Consider the following 19,276-nt stretch of genomic DNA (forward strand, 5'->3'; position numbering starts at 1 on the left):
TGGGGTATCGCCAAGCGGTAAGGCACCAGGTTTTGATCCTGGCATCCCCAGGTTCGAATCCTGGTACCCCAGCCATCCTTCTCTCTCTTCCTGATATAATTTTTTCAATTCTCTTATTTTGATTATCACTTTTATTGATAAATTAAACCAAGTTTAAAAAATTAGGTGATAAATCCATTTTTTTTACTGAATCCCATTTTTTTGCACAGTTATTTGCATGTTTATGCATATTTTCAGTCGAAACGCACCCTTTATTAGTACTTTTTATTTTATTAAATCCCGCGCTTACTAATTAACCAGTAGCTTAATCGTTTAAAATGTTAACCATGCAACATTTCACCTATAAAATTTACCTTTACATAACTTTTCTATTAAATCTGTGACTTTAATCATTTCTATTTAACTGTTGAAAGTGGTAATCTGCGCTCGAATTGTAGTTAGGTATGATTGGTGGCTAAAAGGTTTATACACTTAAGTCGCCAGAAAACTCACTCCCATCTTCCGTTCCATTAATTAGTTCTCAAAAACTCAAATAAAAGTTTTAAACCTAATAATTATAAATTGCCAAAACGCAACATTTTTACAGAGAAAATTTATGCGAAACATGATAAAGCAACCAATATATAAAATCTTATATGTTCAGGTCATCGTAGCCATCGCCTTAGGTATCGCGCTAGGCCACTTTTTCCCAGACATCGGAGAATCATTAAAACCACTTGGTGATGCATTCATCAAAATCGTTAAAATGATTATCGCGCCTGTTATCTTCTTAACTGTGGTAACGGGTATTTCAGGCATGTCAAATATGAAGGCTGTGGGTAGCGTTGCGGGTAAAGCAATGCTTTATTTCATTACCTTCTCAACTATTGCACTCATCATTGGTCTCATCGTGGCGAACGTTATTCGTCCCGGTGATGGCTTAAATATAGACCCTGCAACCCTTGATAGTGCCAAGGTAGCAGGTTACGTTGCCAAAGCACACGAATCTTCTATTGTTGGCTTCTTGATGAATATCATCCCTGATACCGTCATTAGCCCATTGGTAAACGGTAACATTCTTCAAGTTCTGTTCATTGCGGTTATCTTCGGATTAGCATTAGCAGCAACAGGCAAGCACGGCGAGCCAATTGTTAAGTTACTGCAAAACTTCTCTGAGCCCGTCTTCAAAATGGTTGCGATGTTAATGAAACTCGCACCAATCGGGGCATTCGGTGCAATGGCGTTTACCATTGGTAAATATGGAATTTCATCTATCGGTAACTTAATGATGCTGATAATGACGTTCTATATTACCTCTCTCCTGTTTGTCATTTTAGTCTTAGGCGCAGTTGCGAAATATAACGGCTTCTCAATCATTGAATTGATTAAATACATCAAAGATGAGTTGTGGTTAGTTTTAGGTACCTCTTCTTCTGAAGCGGCACTGCCAAGCTTAATGAGAAAAATGGAGCACGCAGGGTGTGAAAAATCCGTTGTGGGCTTAGTGATCCCAACCGGTTATTCATTCAACCTTGATGGTACCAACATCTATATGACTATGGCGGCACTGTTTATCGCACAAGCCACCAATATTGAGCTCACCATTTGGGAACAAATCTCCTTGCTGCTCGTTGCCATGATCAGTTCAAAAGGTGCCGCAGGCGTAACAGGTGCAGGGTTCATTACCTTAGCCGCAACGCTGATGGTTGTGCCGAGCATTCCAGTTGCAGGTATGGCCTTGATTCTTGGGATTGACCGCTTCATGTCAGAGTGTCGAGCATTAACCAACTTAGTCGGTAATGCCTGTGCATGTATCGTGGTTGCTCGTTGGGAAAAAGAGTTAGACACCGAGAAACTAGCGCATGCATTCTCAGCGAAAAATGAAACGTTAGACTCCGTTATCACTGAAGATGACAGTATCAACACAGATGTGCCAAACGTTCAGCCTGTTGATTTAGCAAATAATAAATAATCTGCTGGATTGATAAACAAATAGGCCGCTAATCAGCGGCCTATTTTTATTGTTGGTGGTTATTTATAACCCTAGCGCATATTTTAGCGCGAGTTTTTTCGCTTCACCGGCCCTTTGAGCCGCCATCAACCCAAGGTTTCTAAACATTTTTAAGCCGGGTAGATTCTCGCTAAATGCCATATAAAATACATCCATCCCTGCTTGCATCACCAAATTATCAGGCAAACGGCGGCGCTGGTAGCGTTTTAAAACATCCACTGAATACCAAGGCTGCAAATATTCACGCGCATAGCTCACCACATCCAGCAAACTCTCTACATCACGGTAGCCTAAATTAACCCCTTGCCCTGCTAACGGGTTGATCGTATGCGCAGCATCACCAATCAGCGCTAAGCCATCCATCACATAGCGGTTAGCATGGTGGCGCGTTAAGGGGAATGCCCCTGATGCAATCGCAGTCACCTTACCCAAGCGCTCAGGAAACGCTTCAGAAATCGCACCAGTGAGTTGTTCCATGGACATACTCTGTAAGCGCCTGATCTTTGCAGGGCTGTCATACCAAACCAATGAAGCCCAATTATCATATAACGGTAAAAATGCACGCGGCCCTGAGGGAAAAAACTGCTGCCATGTTTTGTCTTGCTGAGGTTGTTCGGTTTGAATGGTAATCAACATACAAGATTGGCGATACTGCCAGCCGCGGCTACCGATCCCTGCCATTTTGCGCACTTGGGAGTTTGCGCCATCTGCACCCACAACCAATTTCGCCTCTAACAGGCGGTTATCATCAAGCGCTAATCGCCACTCTTTTTGGTTTTTAGGTTGATATAAATTCACCAACTTTGCAGGGCAAACTAACTCTAAGTTGCTATATTTTTCGCATTCCTGCCACAAAGCGAGCTGTAACACTCGGTTTTCAACCATAAAACCGAGCTCAGGTAAACCTAAGCTTTGGGCGTCAAACACCACATTGCTTTCAGGCTCCTCCCATGTTTCCAACTGGCGATAAGGAACACTGCGCATGGCTTCAACATGCTGCCATGCACCGAGTTGCTTTAATAATTCGACGGATGCACGGCTAATCGCCGAAATGCGAACATCTGGGGTACTGTGTGGCTCAAATAGTGCAGGTTGTGCCTTTTCAAGCAAAGCCACCTTCATCCCTTCTTGGGCAAAGCCCAATGCCGCCGCTGCGCCTGTCATTCCCGCGCCGACTACGACAACATCATAAGATTCGATTTGTTTATTCATCACATTGGCCACTATTTACGAATTGATTGCCGTATTGTATCGAAAATTTATTGCCCTCGCAGACAATATCTCCACTTGAACTCTAGTCACTGAAGCCCCAAATGAATACAATACGTCCTAATTTTTAAAACAATAGGCAAATTGCCTGCCCTTAAATTTCGTGAAGTGATATTATTTCTCGCTATCTTTGCATTTATTCCATCATACAATGATGTCCTTAATCAAAATGCAAACGAGTTCCCAAAAGAGGGTAGGACTTTGGATTTACAACGCGTTTCGGGGTCCATTACACTAGCCGCTTCGAAAACACCGGATATACGACATGTCGACGAATAAAAAGTTATACATTAAAACGTGGGGCTGCCAAATGAATGAGTATGACTCATCCAAAATGGTCTCTTTATTAGAAAGCACCCACGGTTATCAGCTAACTGAAGTTGCTGAAGAAGCAGATTTACTCCTGCTTAACACCTGCTCAATTCGGGAAAAAGCCCAAGAAAAAGTCTTCCACCAGCTTGGTCGTTGGAAGTTTTTTAAAGATAAAAACCCTGACATCATTATTGGTGTCGGTGGCTGCGTGGCATCCCAAGAAGGGGATTTTATCCGCCAGCGTGCGCCAAGTGTTGACATTGTTTTTGGTCCACAGACATTGCACCGCCTGCCTGAAATGATCAACCAAGTACAAGGTACTCGCAGCCCAGTTATTGATATCAGCTTCCCTGAAATTGAGAAATTTGATCGCCTACCAGAACCGCGTGCTGAAGGCCCAACCGCATTCGTTTCTATTATGGAAGGCTGTAATAAATACTGCACTTTCTGTGTGGTGCCTTACACCCGTGGTGAAGAAGTCAGCCGCCCTTGTGACGATATCTTATTTGAAATCGCACAGTTAGCCGCACAAGGCGTACGTGAAGTTAACTTGCTGGGTCAGAACGTTAATGCTTATCGCGGTGAAACTTTTGACGGCGAAATTTGCTCATTTGCAGAATTACTGCGTTTAGTCGCCGCTATTGATGGTATCGACCGTGTTCGCTTTACCACTAGCCACCCAATTGAATTTACTGACGATATCATCGAAGTTTACCGTGATACGCCTGAATTAGTCAGCTTCTTGCACCTGCCTGTACAAAGTGGTTCTGACCGCGTTCTGACAATGATGAAACGCGCTCACACTGCACTCGAATATAAAGCCATTATTCGCAAACTGCGCGAAGCGCGTCCGGGTATTCTGATCAGTTCTGACTTTATTGTTGGTTTCCCGGGTGAAACGACTGATGATTTTGAAAGAACCATGAAACTGATTGCAGACGTCAATTTTGACATGAGCTACAGCTTTGTCTATTCAGCACGCCCAGGTACGCCAGCGGCAGATTTACCTGACGATGTTACTGAAGATGAGAAAAAACAGCGTCTATACTTACTGCAACAACGTATTAATCAGCAGGCATTGAGCTTCAGCCGCCAAATGGTGGGCACCGTTCAACGTATTTTAGTTGAAGGAACATCCCGTAAAAACGTGATGGAGCTTTCTGGTCGTACCGAAAATAACCGCGTGGTAAATTTTGAAGGTACCCCGGATATGATCGGTAAATTTGTGGATGTTGAAATTGTGGATGTCTATACCAACTCATTACGCGGTAAAGTCATTCGTACAGAAGATCAAATGGGTCTTCGCGTTCATGAATCGCCAGCGTCTGTTATTGCACGTACCCGTAAAGAAGATGAGCTAGGTGTTGGTCGTTTTCAACCCTAAGCCACAACCATAGGATATTCAGTGACTGAGACAAAAAATTTGCAAATCGCAACACAAGAAATCTTTCTAGAACCCGCAGATAACCAACGTTTAATGAGCCTCTGCGGGCCATTTGACGATAATATCAAGCAGCTAGAACGCCGCCTTGCTATCGAAATTAATCGCCGTGATAACCGCTTTAAGTTATCGGGTAAGCCGCTGAATGTTCAAGCGGCAAGCAAAATTTTGCGTCAACTGTATGTCGATACCGCGCCTGTGCGCGGTGTTATTCCTGATATCGACCCTGAAAACATTCACTTAGCCATTTTGGATAGTCGCGTTTTAGAGCAATCCGCCGAAAGCGTTCCAGACTACGGCAAGGCGGTGAATATCAAAACCAAACGTGGCGTGATAAAACCTCGCACACCAAACCAAGCGCAATACATTGCCAATATTTTGGATCATGATATTACCTTTGGTATTGGCCCTGCGGGAACGGGGAAAACCTATTTAGCGGTCGCTGCCGCGGTCGATGCCTTAGAACGCCAAGAGGTTCGCCGCATTCTGCTTACGCGCCCAGCGGTTGAAGCGGGTGAAAAGCTCGGTTTCTTACCCGGAGATTTAAGCCAGAAAGTCGACCCGTATTTACGCCCGCTTTATGATGCCCTGTTTGAAATGTTAGGCTTTGAAAAGGTTGAAAAACTGATTGAGCGCAACGTTATTGAAGTGGCCCCACTGGCGTATATGCGCGGTCGGACATTAAATGATGCGTTTATTATTTTAGATGAAAGCCAAAACACCACCATCGAACAGATGAAAATGTTTTTGACGCGAATTGGGTTTAACTCCAAAGCGGTTGTGACTGGGGATATCACCCAAGTCGACTTACCGCGCGGCAGTAAATCAGGTCTGCGTCACGCTATTGAAGTGCTGTCTGGCGTAGATGATTTAAGCTTTAATTTCTTCCACAGTGAAGACGTGGTTCGCCACCCTGTCGTTGCCAAGGTTGTTATGGCCTACGAAGCGTGGGAAGAGCAAGATAGCAAGCGTCGCCAACAATTACGTGAAGAAAAAGAACAGCAAAAAGAGCTGGAAAAGCAGGAAAACCAATAAATGAGTGACGTCATTCTCGATTTACAAATTGCGTGTGAAAACCCTGAAGGTTTGCCTTCTGAAGCACTTTTTGAGCGCTGGTTAGCCGCTGTATTACCTAAATTTCAAGCACAAAGTGAAGTTACAATTCGTATTGTGGATGAAGCGGAAAGCCACCATTTAAACCTGACTTATCGCGGAAAAGATAAACCAACCAACGTGTTATCTTTTCCTTTTGAAGCGCCACCTGAAATTGAACTTCCCCTGCTCGGCGATTTAATTATTTGCCGCCAAGTGGTTGAGCAAGAAGCCATTGAACAACAAAAAAGTGCCGAAGAACATTGGGCACATATGGTGGTTCACGGCTGCTTGCATTTGTTAGGTTATGACCATATCGAAGATGATGAAGCCGAGGAAATGGAAGGTTTAGAAACGGAAATCTTGGCAGAATTGGGTTATGAAGACCCCTATCTTGCGGAAAAAGAGTGACCTAACTATAATTTTTTCAGGTGTCTTTGACGAAGAAAGCATTATTTTACAAAAAACTGACGGTAATTTTGCAGATAAACCGTCGGTTTTATGCTAAAAAAGAATGAAGTAAGCTGTTTTTATTAACTAACCAACACTCTAAATACTTTATGTGCTCACTTTTTGTTTAACAAAATAGCACAAGCCAGCCAACAACGCTGCGGTTCGATATATGACGAGTAACGACTATTTAATACTCTAAATAATTCGGATTGCGGCTAGGCGGCCAGCGAGGATACCCGATGAGCATACATAAGTATGTGATTCGGGTAGCCGAGTGCAGCCAACAACGCTGCGGTTCGAAGTATGACGAGTATTTTTTGAGGAAAAAAAAATTAACCGCCATGAGCGACGATAACTCTTCGAGTAGCGATAACCCCGGTCCTAAGAAAGGGTTCTTTGCACTGTTAAATCACCTTTTCCATGGTGAACCTAAAAATCGTGATGATTTAGTCGAATTAATCCGCGACTCAGAACAAAACGATTTAATCGATCCTGATACCCGTGAAATGCTTGAAGGGGTTATGGATATCGCGGATCAGCGCGTGCGCGACATTATGATCCCGCGTTCCCAAATTGTTACCTTAAAACGTAACCAAACGCTTGATGAGTGCTTGGATGTCATTATTGACTCTGCTCACTCGCGCTTCCCTGTTATCAGCGAAGACAAAGACCACATTGAAGGGCTATTAATGGCAAAAGACTTACTGCCATTTATGCGTACAGATGCTGAGCCTTTTAGTATCGACAAAGTCTTGCGCCAAGCGGTTGTTGTCCCTGAAAGTAAACGAGTAGACCGATTACTCAAAGAGTTCCGTTCCCAACGCTACCATATGGCTATCGTTATCGATGAGTTTGGTGGTGTTTCTGGTCTTGTGACCATTGAAGATATTTTAGAGTTGATTGTGGGTGAAATTGAAGACGAATATGACGATCAAGACGACGTCGATGTTCGCCAGTTGAGCCGTCATTCTTATTCTGTCCGTGCATTAACGCAGATTGAAGATTTCAATGACGCTTTCAATACTCATTTTAGTGATGACGAAGTGGATACCGTTGGTGGGTTGGTCATGCAAGCCTTTGGTCATTTGCCTTCCCGCGGAGAAACCATCACAATAGATAATTATCAGTTTAAAGTTGCTATGGCAGACAGTCGCCGAATTCTTCTGCTTCACGTGAAAATTCCAGACGATGCGCCAGTTCCTACTTTGGAAGAAGAACAGACTTAATGAACTCAACGTCTATGTATCAAAGTCAGTGGTTGCGGTTACTTCTGGCTTTATTATTCGGAGCCAGTGGAACACTGGCTTTTTCGCCTTTTGACATCTGGCCTGCCGCACTTCTCTCAATTCTATTTCTCCAGCTGCTCACCTTAGAGCGCAATGCAAAACAATCTTTTGCGATTGGTTTTGCATGGGGGCTTGGCCTGTTTGGCAGTGGCGTCAATTGGGTTTATGTCAGCATCGCTGATTTTGGTGGAATGCCGGGGCCGATCAACGTCTTTATTGTTATTTTATTAGCTGCTTACCTTTCCCTTTATACTGGCCTATTTGGCAGTTTATTGGCCAAACTTGCCCCTAAAGCCAATATTTGGCGTTTAGTTTTTGTCGCCCCTGCTCTATGGCAAGTCACTGAATTTCTGCGTGGTTGGGTATTAACTGGCTTTCCATGGCTACAATTTGGTTATAGCCAAATTGATGGGCCGATGAAAGCTCTTGCCCCTGTATTTGGGGTAGAAATGATTACATTGCTGTTATTTAGCATCAGTGGTCTGTTAGTGCTCGCTATCCTGCGCCGCAGCTTTATCGCGCTCGCTGTGGCTGCTGTCTTAATTTTTGCTCCATTAATTGCCAAAAATGTTCAATGGTTTACCCCCCTTGAAGACAAAAAAATGGAAGTGGCACTGGTTCAAGGCAATATTCCCCAATCGATGAAATGGGAAGCCAGCTTTTTACAAAAAACCAAAGACACCTATATGGAGCTTTCTCGCCCTTATATTGGTAAAGCGTCTTTGATTATTTGGCCTGAATCGGCAGTGCCTTCCGTTGAGCTCGACAACCAAACATGGCTAAAATCCCTCGACCAATTATTAGCAGAGTCGAACACTCAGTTAATCACAGGTATTGTCGATGCACGTCCGATGGACGGTGAATACACTTTCTATAATACAATCATTGTATTAGGGGATAAAAAACCGTATTTATATCCGTCTAAAAACCGTTATAACAAACACCATTTAGTGCCATTTGGTGAATATGTGCCTTTAGAAGATTTACTTCGCCCTATCGCCCCGTTCTTTAACTTGCCAATGTCGGGTTTTAGTCGTGGCGATTATGAACAAGCGCAATTAGCAGTAGGTAATATTCATCTAACGGCGGCTATTTGTTATGAGATTATTTTAGGTACGCAGGTCAGGGATAACTTTAAACCTGATAGCGACTACTTACTTACTGTTTCAAATGACGCGTGGTTTGGAAAATCTATTGGCCCTTGGCAGCACTTCCAGATGGCACGGATGCGTTCTTTGGAATTGGGTCGCCCACTGTTACGCTCAACCAATAACGGTATTACTGCGGTGATTAGTGCGGATGGTTCTATTCAGGATATGCTTCCTCAATTCAAAACTGCCACACTTGCTACAGAAGTAACGCCTACGACAGGGTTAACCCCTTATGCACGTTGGAGTAACTACCCAATGTGGGGAACGGTTGTTGTGTTTGGTGTGCTTGGTTTTGCGATGAACCGACGCCGTAAGCACTGAGTTATTAATCAGCCTCAATAGTCAATAAGCATCTATTGAGGCTGATGATATTAAACTAAGCAATGAGTTGTCCTTGTATATCCGCAATCCCCACTGTCACAATACACCCCGCGTTAAATTGCAAAAAATCCTCTTCAATGCCATCTGAAAAAATCACGCCGTTATCAGGCATTAGAGACTCCAGTGATAACGGGCTATTAGGCTCTATCGTTCCAAACACCCACTTTGTACCCGTTGTTTTACTTAAGAATGGCTCTCTCACGCTAAACTGTAACTTGCTCTCTCCCCATGCAAACCCATTCCCAAGCGGGTGGTTTTTTGTGCCTGTAATAGCTTGAGCGCCTGCTAAAATAGATTGAAACCACCCTGTTGACCCAAGACCTGTCGAAATAATGATCCCTGACGAAGACTGAAACTCTTGCTCGCCTTGCCAGTTAAGCAAATACCGCGCTGATGTATGGCTTTTCGGGCCAATAAATAAGTCATTTACCGCTAATAAAAACTGCCCATCGTTCGTTTTCGCCTCAGCAAAAGTCACCGATTTTTGTGCCATTTTCCCTTTTAATGTCTGAGTCACCACATCCCTTAATTGACCGATTTCAAAGGGCAACAACTTACCATCCCACCTTGCAGGGTCTGGGTTGATGGCAATCACAGGTTGACCTTGCAAGTACTTCAATGTGTTCGCAACCAAGCCATCTTGCCCGATAACCACCACAATATCTTGTTTAGAAAATTGGTAACTGGGTAATAATTTTCTTTCTAATAATTGAAATCGACCTAGTGATTTTAATACAGATTCCGCTTGAACTAATTGCCGTTGATATAAATCATGTTCATGTAAGTAATCATCAACCTCGACATGATTATGCTCTAAATAGAATTTGGCTTGCGGCCATGTATTAAAACGTTCAATCAGCTCTTGTAAACGAGTCTTACGCATGACCAAGACAAAACGCGCATCATCAATTCCTTTCATCATTTAGCCCCTTTTTTCATTAATTGGCCGAATAAATCAGGGGAGATATTAAGCTCACCAATTTTTCCTGCATTTTGTGCTAGTGATTCAAACGCCATCGCCATTAACTGTTCTGGTCCCATTTTGGCCAGCGCTAACGCTTTTAAGTTCTCCACCGGTAACTGGCTGTAGGCTTTCATTTTCGATTCAATGGCATATGCATCCGCATCGGATTGAATACGTTGATTCCCAACACTGAGCGCCACCAATTCTTGGCGTTTCTCTTCGGCATTCACTTGCGCGGTTAGCTCTTCTTGTTCGATTTCAGCGCGTTCACGTAATAATCGACGTTCATTGTCTAACCGCGCCTCTTCGATTTGCTGCTCTTTCGCTTGGACGGAAAGATCAGTTTCTAATTCGGCCTCTTTGATCGTCCTTTCTTGCTCAACAGAGAATTTGCGCCTTGCGTAAATCGCATCATCCGCCTCTTTTAGAATGGACTCCCTCGCCTGCGCTTCAAGTGCTTTCAAGGTTTCCGGTGATGGTGTAATCGCCGCAATAGAGACCTCAAGAATATCTATCCCTAATGAATTGATAACCGACTGTTCTGCTAGCTGCTGGGAAACCAACGTAACTAATGAACGACTAATTAATAATGCATCACGTAATGATGTGCTTTGTATTTTCGCTTGGATCACGGTTTGCGCCGCTCGCACCACTCTGTCACTCATTTTTAACGGGTCTTCGGATGAATAACCTTTCCCGTCTTTGGTTAAGTTAAAATTTAACACATCAGCCGTTTTCTCTGGCTCTTTGACTTGAAATGAGATTTGCCCCTGTACTCGTAAGCTTTGAAAATCAGCGGTTTGCAGATTAAATATAAACGGTGCCTCTTGTGCATTCAGTGGCAAAGCGGCAATCGATGTTTTGTCTGCGTTATACCAAAAACTGATCCCTTTGCCTTGCTTACGTACCTTTCCATTCACTGATTGAATAACAAAAGTGGATGAGTCTGCTTTGAAATATTTAAAGTTAATCATAGTGGAACCCTCATTAATGTCTTTGTGACTTTAATTAATTATTGTCTTATAGACATAAACAAGTCAAGCATTAAATGTCTTAATGACAATAACTTTTTTTGCGTGTATGATTTATCCCTATACTTCATCTTTAACGTTGAGTGGTAACAATATGAATAAAAAAGAGTTTCTTGCTAGCTATGACAGAAAAGATTACTTATCGCCTTTACTCACTGTCGATGCCGTTTTGTTTACTTACCATGAAAACACGTTGAAGGTATTACTGGTTGAACGAGCAAGTTTCCCCGAAAAAGGGAAATGGGGCTTACCGGGGGGATTTATTGATGAGCAAAATGATCAAACCTTAGAAGAGACGGTGTTACGCAAACTAAAAGAAAAAACAGGCGTGATCCCCCCTTATATTGAGCAACTTTGTACAGTCGGCAACCACCAACGCGATCCGCGCGGTTGGTCAGTGACGGTGTGTTATACCGCGTTGATCGCTTACCAAGCCTGCGAAGCGCATATTGAAACGGTAGATTCCGTCAAATGGGTGGCGATTGATGAGATTGAGCAGCGCCCCCTCGCATTCGATCACCTTGAACTTTACCAACAAGCCAGAGCACGTTTAACACAAAAATCCCTGTACTCCATTGTGCCGGGTTTTGCCCTGCCAGATGTATTTACCTTGGCAGAGTTACAACACGTACATGAGGTTTTGATTGGTAAGCCTTTGCAAAATAAATCTTTTCGGCGACGTTTGGAGCAAGCCGATTTATTGATTGATACTGGTGAAAAGCGCCATGAACGGGGTCGTCCTGCTAATTTATATCGTCTAAAGTCTCAATCAGCTGATTACCGGTTTATTCGCAATTTAGAATTTTAGCTATTGATACGCCTGATAAAAACATTATCAGGCGCTATAAAAAAGATTAGTGGCAAATAGCAGGGGTCACTATGTAGGTGAAAACCAATTTATCTGACTTATGGTAATTGTGCGTGATCCCTTCAGGGAACATTTCATGCAGCATTTTCATACCTGCATCTTTACCACAATAGTTTTTATTTAAGATTTCACGCATATTTTGCTGCCAGCTCTTACCTTCTAGAACATCATCAGGAATGCCCTTGATGGTGTATTGGTAAAACAACATACCATTTTGGTTAGCGGTAACTTCCGTCAATAATGTGACGTCGTCAATCAACATCGGCAATGCTTTTGCCATTTCAGTCAAGAAAACATCACGTAATAACGTTGGGTCATCGTCCCCTTTGGCGTTAAATGCATTAATTTTCTCTTCCGTTGAATTGGCTTTTATCTCATCATAGCGTTGTTTTAATTCTGAATTCGCAGTCGTTCCAGATGTTTGTTCAACCGGTTTTTTCTCTTCCACATCAGGGGAACATCCCGCGATTAATACAGCCCCTAACAGTAATCCAACCACTTTTTTAAACATAACCATCCCATTCACCTATTTTATTATTTATATAGCTGAATGAGTCTACCATAATGATATGTATGGCTTATAGGCAGAAAAGTCCCCTTTTTCAATCTAAAGGGGACAATGAAAATATTAGAATGATGCCAACCACATGCGCATTTTTAAGCCATAAGAGCTCGTCCAGCCCGAGGTAAAGCTGACTAACTCACCGTTATCAATCACCATAAATGTTGGCGTTGCACTGACTCCCACGGCATTAGAAAGCTGTCCGTTGATGTCGTTGATGACAGGGAAGGTGAGTTCTTTCTTTGCCATTCCATTGATTAAACGCGGTGTTTCCCCCGAACGTATTGCAACGGAGATAATCGGCATGCCTGATTGACTTAAATCGGATACCGTTGGCGAAGTTAAATTGCAGACCCCACACCATGTTGCCCAGAAATAAACCAATATCGGTTTTTCCTTGCTTAGCTCTGCCAATGAAACGGTTTCACCATTAACTAAAGTGTGTTGCTCTAATAATATGGGCGCAAGGGTTTGTGGTTTGCGCCACAAGTCCATCACTGTAAAAGCAATAAATAAAATAATTGCCAAAACAATAATTTCTTTAGACCACTTTTTCAGTCTATTCATAAGGTTATTAACCACTTAGTTTTCAAACAGCTCAAATTTAATGTATAGGAAACCGAAGCATTTAATCGAAATTAATGCTTTGCTATTTAGAAAAAATAATTGTTTCCTAATGCTTTTCCCTCAAGCTTATCCTCTAAATAATTCGGGTTGTGGCTAGCCGGCAAGTGAAACTAAGCCCTAGGAGCATACATAAGTATGTGACTAGGGTTAGTAAACGAAGCCAACAACGCCACAGCACGAAGTATGACGAGGATAGCCAACAACGCCACAGCGCGAACTATGACGAGGATAACGAGGAGGACTATTTGAGCTTGGCCAACTGCTCCTTCACCACCGCCTCAAACTGCTGAGCATCAATAGCCCCTGGGATCATCTCATCGCCCACCAGCGTTGCTGGCGTTCCATTCACCCCAAGTTTTTCCGCTAACATCATGTTTGTGCGGATGCCTTCACGGCTTTTCTCACTCGCTTTTAGCTTGTCATTACCCGTTGCTTTGAGTGCGTCTTTGATATTAGCATCTGACAACATGCCTTGCTTTTGCATAAATTTATGATGCAGCGCTTCGAATGCTTTCGGGTCTTCTTGCCAGAGAGTCATCGTCAGTTGTGCTGAATCTAATGATGTTTGGCCTTTAAATGGTAAATACTTGATCACTACCGCTACGTCATCTGGGTATTTTTTCACGATATCCATCAGTTGCGGGTCAAAACGTTTGCAATATGGGCAGTTAAAATCGGTAAAGTTAACTAACACCAATTTGGCATCTTTTTTACCTATGCGCGGGCTTGTTGGGTCGTTAAATAAGGCATCTTTCTCTGCTTTTAACGTTTCTTTCATCTGTGCTTGTTGTTTCTCGCCTTGCTTTGCTTGCAGTGCGACAATAGCTTCTTCTAGAATTTCTGGGTTTTCAACTAAGGTATCACGCACTAACTTACGCACTTGCGCTTCTTGATCTGCCGTTAATGGGGCGGCTTGTGCTGTTGCACCCATCATAAGTGATGAGAACAGAACGGCTAAAATTGTTTTTTTCATTTTGTGGCTCCTTTGGCCTGATTCATAACTGAGATTAACGATTCACGGTCAAGTATTGTTGACAGCACCTCGCCGTCGGCCAAGTTAGGGCCATAAATCTGATTAAACGGAACTGCGACTTGCCCACGTTTTTGCAAGAATGCAGTGATTTCAGGAGACGGTTTCGTCCAATCTCCCCGCAATGCGACAACATCCGGCTCACCTAACAGCTGCTGAATATCATCTCTTAACAATACATTATATTTGTTCGCCTTACAGGTCACGCACCACTCTGCAGTGACATCAATAAAGACGCGCTTGTTTTGCGCTAGCGCATCGGTGATGGCCTGCTCAGTCAACGGTTGCCAATTTACGGTATCTTTCACTAATGAACGGCTTCCAGCCTGCTGCCCTTGGGTCATCCAAACAAAAGCGCCCGCAAACAGTGCAAATAACACCAAAGGAAAAATAGCTGCTTTTATCCCTTTTTTGATAGCAATAAATACCACCAATAAAACCAAGAATGCGAGTGCAATCGCGGTAGAATATGTTGCACCAAAATGGGGAATTAATAAGCTAATTAACCAAAGGCTAGACACCAACATCATCAGACCAAGCACAGCGCGCAATTTCAGCATCCATGTGCCAGGTTTCGGAAGTAATTTCGCAATAGCTGGGAAAGCGGCAATCAACAACCAAGGTAAGCTCATCCCAACGCCCAGTGCAGTGAAAATTAACCATAATTCACTCATTGGTGCGGCAAGGGCAAAAGCCACTGCGGTGCCCAAAAATGGTGCAGAACACGGTGTCGCTAATAAGGTAGCAAATACCCCTTGCCAGAAATGCCCACTGTTACCATGGCCACCTGCTGTCGCAAGGCGTGTGTTCGCTTTACTGCCGAGGTTGATTTCGAATAAACCGAATAAATTCGCCGTAAACAACGCGGTAACTAACACCATAAAGCCAATAAACCACGGATTTTGGAATTGAATTCCCCAGCCAACGGCTTGCTGGCCAACACGTAACAGGGTCATCAACAGGGCGAGTAACCAGAAGGAGACTAAGATCCCAGAAGAAGAGAGTAAAAACTGGCGGCGAATGGTCTTTTGCTCACCTTGTGGCACCATCAGCACGGAGCCTAGCTTCATTGCCAGCACAGGAAGCACACACGGCATTAAGTTAAGAATTAACCCGCCAACCACCGCAAACAATACCACTTGCCACAACGAAATTGCACTGCCCCCACCATTTTGGCTAATTGAACCAGTAAATGGTGTTACTTCACTGCTTATTTGCTGGGAAATATCACCGTCGGTGACCACAAATGATACGGTTTTGCCTGTTAAGTTAGGCGATGCATCCCCCCAGTCATCACTTACATCTATAATTGCAGTAAGACTGTTCCCTGATGTTTTGATCACTGGCACACCTAAAACAGCGCCATCGACTACATCAGTGAAAATATTGGGTTTAATCCATGCACTATCTGAATTTTTTTGCAGCTCAATAACCAGTTTTTCATCCGCAAAACCCGCTTTGGCTTGCTCGACTAAGCCACTCGTAGGTGGTACGGCGCCTTTGGCTTGGTTAAAGGCCCACGTAAAATCAGCAGGCGCTGGCTCGGTTAAATCGAGTTCGAAAGGGTAATCCGTTAAAATACAGACATTGCTACAGGTCGACAGTGTTAACACACCCGATAGTTTATCGAGTTTGTCTGAACTAGTGACTGTAATAGGGAAAACAATATCCCCCATATAGCCTTGGGTTGATACCCCTGCCACATCAAAACGCCCCGGCGCAGGCCATTTCCAATCTGTTGTTTCAACAGGACTCGACCAAACAATCTCAGGTGCAACGCCCCCCTCTCCCGGCGAGCGCCAGTATGTTTTCCAACCCTCATCAAGTTTCACATCCAGCAAAATATCAATTTTGCCATCGTCCTGTTGAGTCGAGCTTAGTAAACGCACTTGTGCATGCATTGGGGTGTTATCACTCATCCACCCAGTTTTTGCAGGTTGCAGCCACCCCGTATCCGCAGCCTGTAAGCTGCTGGAAAATAGAGCAAATAAAATCAAAAATGAATTAATTAAAAAACGCATTGTTTCCTCCAGAATAAATTACACAAACGAATTGAAGTTCGTTGTGCGCTAATTCCGAAGATTACAAAACTGTAAGTGTCGTCTGACTCTTGGAGGGGCATGTTTTTCTTCATTGTTTGCTCTAGATATAAATAGATTAGTGCAAAATACCATTAATGCAGCTAAAGCAAGGAACATAAAGAAAAAAGGTTCAATAACAGCAGGTAGCATAGTCATTAATGATTTTGCACTAAGCTCGCAACTGGAAAGATGCGCACTGTTATCACTCTGTTCTAATTGAGATTTATCTATATAAGAAAGGTTAGAACCCGCATTATTTTGTGCTTGTACTAAAACATTTGGCACAAAAAAATTGGCAAATAAACGCTCTCCAACGGCTCGCTGGTTCATGCAAACCAACACCATCAGACAGGCGAATATCACTAATCCTTTACCTAATTTTAAATGCCTGCTCATGCGTTTCTCGGTATATCTTCCTGAAATAACACCAATTAAACAACTTTAGCAACAATATCGATAAAAATCGAACTTTGACTAAAACCGCTATGCCATCTATAAGTTAAATAGAGGTTACATCTTACACAGCAAAACATTCCATACAAGTAGCATCATCTAACTTTACAAATACATTTCCCTTTTTGATAAACAAAAATTTACCTATCTCTAAAACTCGGCACAGAAATTGCTACATCTTATGCAGGAATGAAAGTGGCGATAGTTTGCACCCAGACAGTGCACGACTATCAGTTTTAAGCAATTTTTAGTCGTTATTCATCATATTAGTGCGCTGATTCAAGAATGCACCAAATAATATGCGAGATAGCTCCCGAAATTGAAACAATCCATTTTCATTAATTAACAAATTTAATTACTTTTTAACAATAATAAAACATACAGCCGATGATCGTGGTGTTATCAAAATCCTCGATACATCAGCAAACACAACACAACAAAGCCAACGTCATTCAAGTGTGACCTCGTCCCATGACAGGGAACCTTTGAAATATGGCGGGTTTACACCGATGTTCTAAAGGAGCTGTAATTATGCGTATAAGTAAGCTTGTATTATCGATGATGATTTTAGGTGCAACCTGCGCAGTTCAAGCAGACGAGCTAAACGGTACTCTGAAAAAAATCAAAGACAACGGTGTGATTGTTGTAGGTCACCGTGAGTCCTCCGTGCCATTTTCTTATTATGACAATAACCAAAAAGTCGTTGGCTACTCACAGGACTATTCAAACGAAATCGTTGATGCAGTGAAGAAAAAATTGAACATGCCTGATCTGCAAGTGAAGTTAATCCCAATTACCTCGCAAAACCGTATTCCATTGCTGCAAAATGGCACCTTTGACTTCGAATGTGGTTCAACCACCAATAACGTCGAAAGACAAAAACAAGCAGCGTTCTCCAACACGATTTTCGTCGTCGGTACGCGCTTACTCACTAAGGGCGATTCTGGCGTCAAAGATTTTGCTGACTTAGCAGGGAAAAACGTTGTTGTGACCTCAGGTACAACATCTGAAATCCTGTTAAATCAATTAAATGACGAAAAGAACATGAAAATGCGCATTATCAGCGCCAAAGACCATGGTGATTCATTCCGTACTTTAGAGTCAGGCCGTGCCGTTGCCTTTATGATGGACGATGCATTGTTAGCCGGTGAACGTGCGAAAGCGAAAAAACCTGAAATTTGGGAAATCGTTGGTAAGCCACAAACTGAAGAAGCCTATGGCTGTATGTTGCGCAAAGATGACCCGCAATTCAAAGCGCTGGTCGATGAAACTATCGCAACTGCACAAACCTCAGGCAAAGCTGAAAAATCCTTTGACCGTTGGTTTAACCAACCTATCCCACCAAAAAATCTGAATCTGAAATTTACTTTGTCCGATGAAATGAAAGCACTGTTTAAAGCGCCAAATGACAAAGCACTAAACTAATAAAAAAGACAAACAGGGTGTTACTGGAAGTAAGGGTTGCAAGGCGGTCGTTCCCCGCCTTGCTTACTCTTCGCAGTATTCGGGACAATCTAATTGCCCACAGGAAGTCAAAATTATGTCAATTAATTGGAATTGGGGGATTTTCCTTCAGGAAGCCCCGTTTGGGAATACCACCTATTTAGGGTGGTTAATATCTGGCCTAGAAGTCACTGTCACACTTTCTATTTGCGCATGGATTATCGCATTCTTAGTTGGTTCATTCTTCGGTATTTTACGTACAGTTCCTAATCGCTTTTTAGCCTTTTTAGGTACCGCTTACGTGGAATTATTCCGTAACGTACCACTCATCGTGCAATTCTTCACATGGTATTTAGTGATCCCTGAGCTGCTTCCGCGCTCAATTGGTGATTGGTTTAAAATGGAGTTAGATCCTAACTACCAATTTTTTATTTCCTCAATGTTATGCCTTGGGTTATTTACAGCAGCACGTATGACCGAACAAGTACGCGCCGCAATCCAATCTCTGCCTAGAGGACAAAAAAGTGCGGCGTTAGCCATGGGGCTAACCTTGCCACAAACCTATCGCTACGTGCTATTGCCAAATGCGTATCGCGTGATTTTGCCACCAATGACCTCAGAAATGTTGAACTTGGTGAAAAACTCCGCCATTGCCTCCACCATCGGCTTAGTTGATATGGCGGCGCAAGCGGGTAAGCTGCTCGATTATTCAGCTCACGCATGGGAATCATTCACTGCAATTACATTAGCTTATGTAGGTATTAACGTCGTCATTATGATTTTGATGACGCTATTAGAGCGCAAAGTTCGCTTACCTGGCACATTAGGAGGGCGATAAGATG

At 43.0% G+C, this 19,276-nt stretch carries 17 protein-coding genes and 1 tRNA gene; 10 read left to right on the forward strand and 8 right to left on the reverse strand.

The features are described 5' to 3' along the window. A tRNA-Gln gene (locus tag AC4IFT_RS20210) sits at nucleotides 1–75 on the forward strand. A gap of 520 nt (nucleotides 76–595) precedes the next feature. Next, nucleotides 596–1,951: a dicarboxylate/amino acid:cation symporter gene (locus AC4IFT_RS20215; protein WP_490736558.1), complete on the forward strand. Its 1,356-nt coding sequence runs from the start codon at nucleotides 596–598 to the stop codon at nucleotides 1,949–1,951. A 63-nt stretch (nucleotides 1,952–2,014) separates the two neighbouring features. On the opposite strand, the gene ubiF is transcribed toward AC4IFT_RS20215, so the two are convergent. Then, nucleotides 2,015–3,202 carry a 3-demethoxyubiquinol 3-hydroxylase gene (ubiF, locus tag AC4IFT_RS20220; protein ID WP_490752534.1) on the reverse strand — a complete coding sequence of 396 codons (1,188 nt, stop codon included), beginning with the start codon at nucleotides 3,200–3,202 and terminating at the stop codon, nucleotides 2,015–2,017. Nucleotides 3,203–3,524: 322 nt separating this feature from the next. Here ubiF and miaB point away from each other — a divergent pair, with 322 nt between their 5' ends. The 5 genes from miaB to lnt all read left to right on the forward strand — a co-directional run bounded on the left by miaB (nucleotide 3,525) and on the right by lnt (nucleotide 9,315). Further along, nucleotides 3,525–4,955: a tRNA (N6-isopentenyl adenosine(37)-C2)-methylthiotransferase MiaB gene (miaB, locus tag AC4IFT_RS20225; protein ID WP_490736554.1), complete on the forward strand. Its 1,431-nt coding sequence runs from the start codon at nucleotides 3,525–3,527 to the stop codon at nucleotides 4,953–4,955. 93 nt (nucleotides 4,956–5,048) lie between these two features. Continuing rightward, nucleotides 5,049–6,047, forward strand: a complete 999-nt coding sequence (locus AC4IFT_RS20230; RefSeq protein ID WP_490736570.1) for a PhoH family protein — start codon at nucleotides 5,049–5,051, stop codon at nucleotides 6,045–6,047. Next, nucleotides 6,048–6,515: an rRNA maturation RNase YbeY gene (ybeY, locus tag AC4IFT_RS20235; protein ID WP_219244320.1), complete on the forward strand. Its 468-nt coding sequence runs from the start codon at nucleotides 6,048–6,050 to the stop codon at nucleotides 6,513–6,515. Between the two features lie 383 nt (nucleotides 6,516–6,898). Next, nucleotides 6,899–7,783 carry a CNNM family magnesium/cobalt transport protein CorC gene (gene corC, locus AC4IFT_RS20240; RefSeq protein ID WP_219249496.1) on the forward strand — a complete coding sequence of 295 codons (885 nt, stop codon included), beginning with the start codon at nucleotides 6,899–6,901 and terminating at the stop codon, nucleotides 7,781–7,783. Next, a complete protein-coding gene (gene lnt / locus AC4IFT_RS20245; RefSeq protein WP_490752536.1) occupies nucleotides 7,783–9,315 on the forward strand; it encodes an apolipoprotein N-acyltransferase in 1,533 nt (510 codons plus the stop codon). Before corC ends, lnt begins: the two co-directional genes overlap by 1 nt. A 55-nt stretch (nucleotides 9,316–9,370) precedes the next feature. Here the strand turns inward: lnt and AC4IFT_RS20250 are convergent, their stop codons facing one another. Continuing rightward, nucleotides 9,371–10,294, reverse strand: a complete 924-nt coding sequence (locus AC4IFT_RS20250) for a diacylglycerol kinase catalytic domain-containing protein (RefSeq protein ID WP_490752561.1) — start codon at nucleotides 10,292–10,294, stop codon at nucleotides 9,371–9,373. Next, nucleotides 10,294–11,313, reverse strand: coding sequence for an SPFH domain-containing protein (locus AC4IFT_RS20255; protein ID WP_273827577.1), 1,020 nt, complete (start codon nucleotides 11,311–11,313; stop codon nucleotides 10,294–10,296). Before AC4IFT_RS20255 ends, AC4IFT_RS20250 begins: the two co-directional genes overlap by 1 nt. Before the next feature lie 151 nt (nucleotides 11,314–11,464). On the opposite strand from AC4IFT_RS20255, the gene AC4IFT_RS20260 reads away from it, so the two are divergent. Continuing rightward, complete coding sequence (locus tag AC4IFT_RS20260; protein WP_490752537.1) at nucleotides 11,465–12,178, forward strand: NUDIX hydrolase; 714 nt, start codon at nucleotides 11,465–11,467, stop codon at nucleotides 12,176–12,178. A gap of 46 nt (nucleotides 12,179–12,224) precedes the next feature. On the opposite strand, the gene AC4IFT_RS20265 is transcribed toward AC4IFT_RS20260, so the two are convergent. The 5 genes from AC4IFT_RS20265 to AC4IFT_RS20285 all read right to left on the reverse strand — a co-directional run bounded on the left by AC4IFT_RS20265 (nucleotide 12,225) and on the right by AC4IFT_RS20285 (nucleotide 16,868). Further along, on the reverse strand, nucleotides 12,225–12,755 hold the full coding sequence (locus tag AC4IFT_RS20265) for a protein K (protein ID WP_490736545.1): 531 nt from the start codon (nucleotides 12,753–12,755) through the stop codon (nucleotides 12,225–12,227). 111 nt (nucleotides 12,756–12,866) lie between these two features. Beyond that, nucleotides 12,867–13,367, reverse strand: a complete 501-nt coding sequence (locus tag AC4IFT_RS20270) for a protein disulfide oxidoreductase (protein WP_490736543.1) — start codon at nucleotides 13,365–13,367, stop codon at nucleotides 12,867–12,869. Between the two features lie 301 nt (nucleotides 13,368–13,668). Then, nucleotides 13,669–14,400 carry a DsbA family protein gene (locus AC4IFT_RS20275; protein ID WP_490736541.1) on the reverse strand — a complete coding sequence of 244 codons (732 nt, stop codon included), beginning with the start codon at nucleotides 14,398–14,400 and terminating at the stop codon, nucleotides 13,669–13,671. Next, on the reverse strand, nucleotides 14,397–16,478 hold the full coding sequence (locus AC4IFT_RS20280) for a protein-disulfide reductase DsbD family protein (RefSeq protein ID WP_490752538.1): 2,082 nt from the start codon (nucleotides 16,476–16,478) through the stop codon (nucleotides 14,397–14,399). Before AC4IFT_RS20280 ends, AC4IFT_RS20275 begins: the two co-directional genes overlap by 4 nt. Before the next feature lie 48 nt (nucleotides 16,479–16,526). Continuing rightward, on the reverse strand, nucleotides 16,527–16,868 hold the full coding sequence (locus AC4IFT_RS20285) for a metal resistance protein (RefSeq protein WP_490736537.1): 342 nt from the start codon (nucleotides 16,866–16,868) through the stop codon (nucleotides 16,527–16,529). 654 nt (nucleotides 16,869–17,522) lie between these two features. Here AC4IFT_RS20285 and AC4IFT_RS20290 point away from each other — a divergent pair. Then, nucleotides 17,523–18,416, forward strand: coding sequence for an amino acid ABC transporter substrate-binding protein (locus AC4IFT_RS20290; protein ID WP_353243848.1), 894 nt, complete (start codon nucleotides 17,523–17,525; stop codon nucleotides 18,414–18,416). 115 nt (nucleotides 18,417–18,531) lie between these two features. Continuing rightward, nucleotides 18,532–19,272 (forward strand): amino acid ABC transporter permease, encoded by a 741-nt coding sequence (locus AC4IFT_RS20295; protein WP_219244330.1) that lies wholly within the window; start codon nucleotides 18,532–18,534, stop codon nucleotides 19,270–19,272. The last annotated feature ends 4 nt before the right edge of the window (nucleotides 19,273–19,276 follow it).

It is taken from the genome of Providencia sp. UF-183 (genome assembly GCF_058246155.1).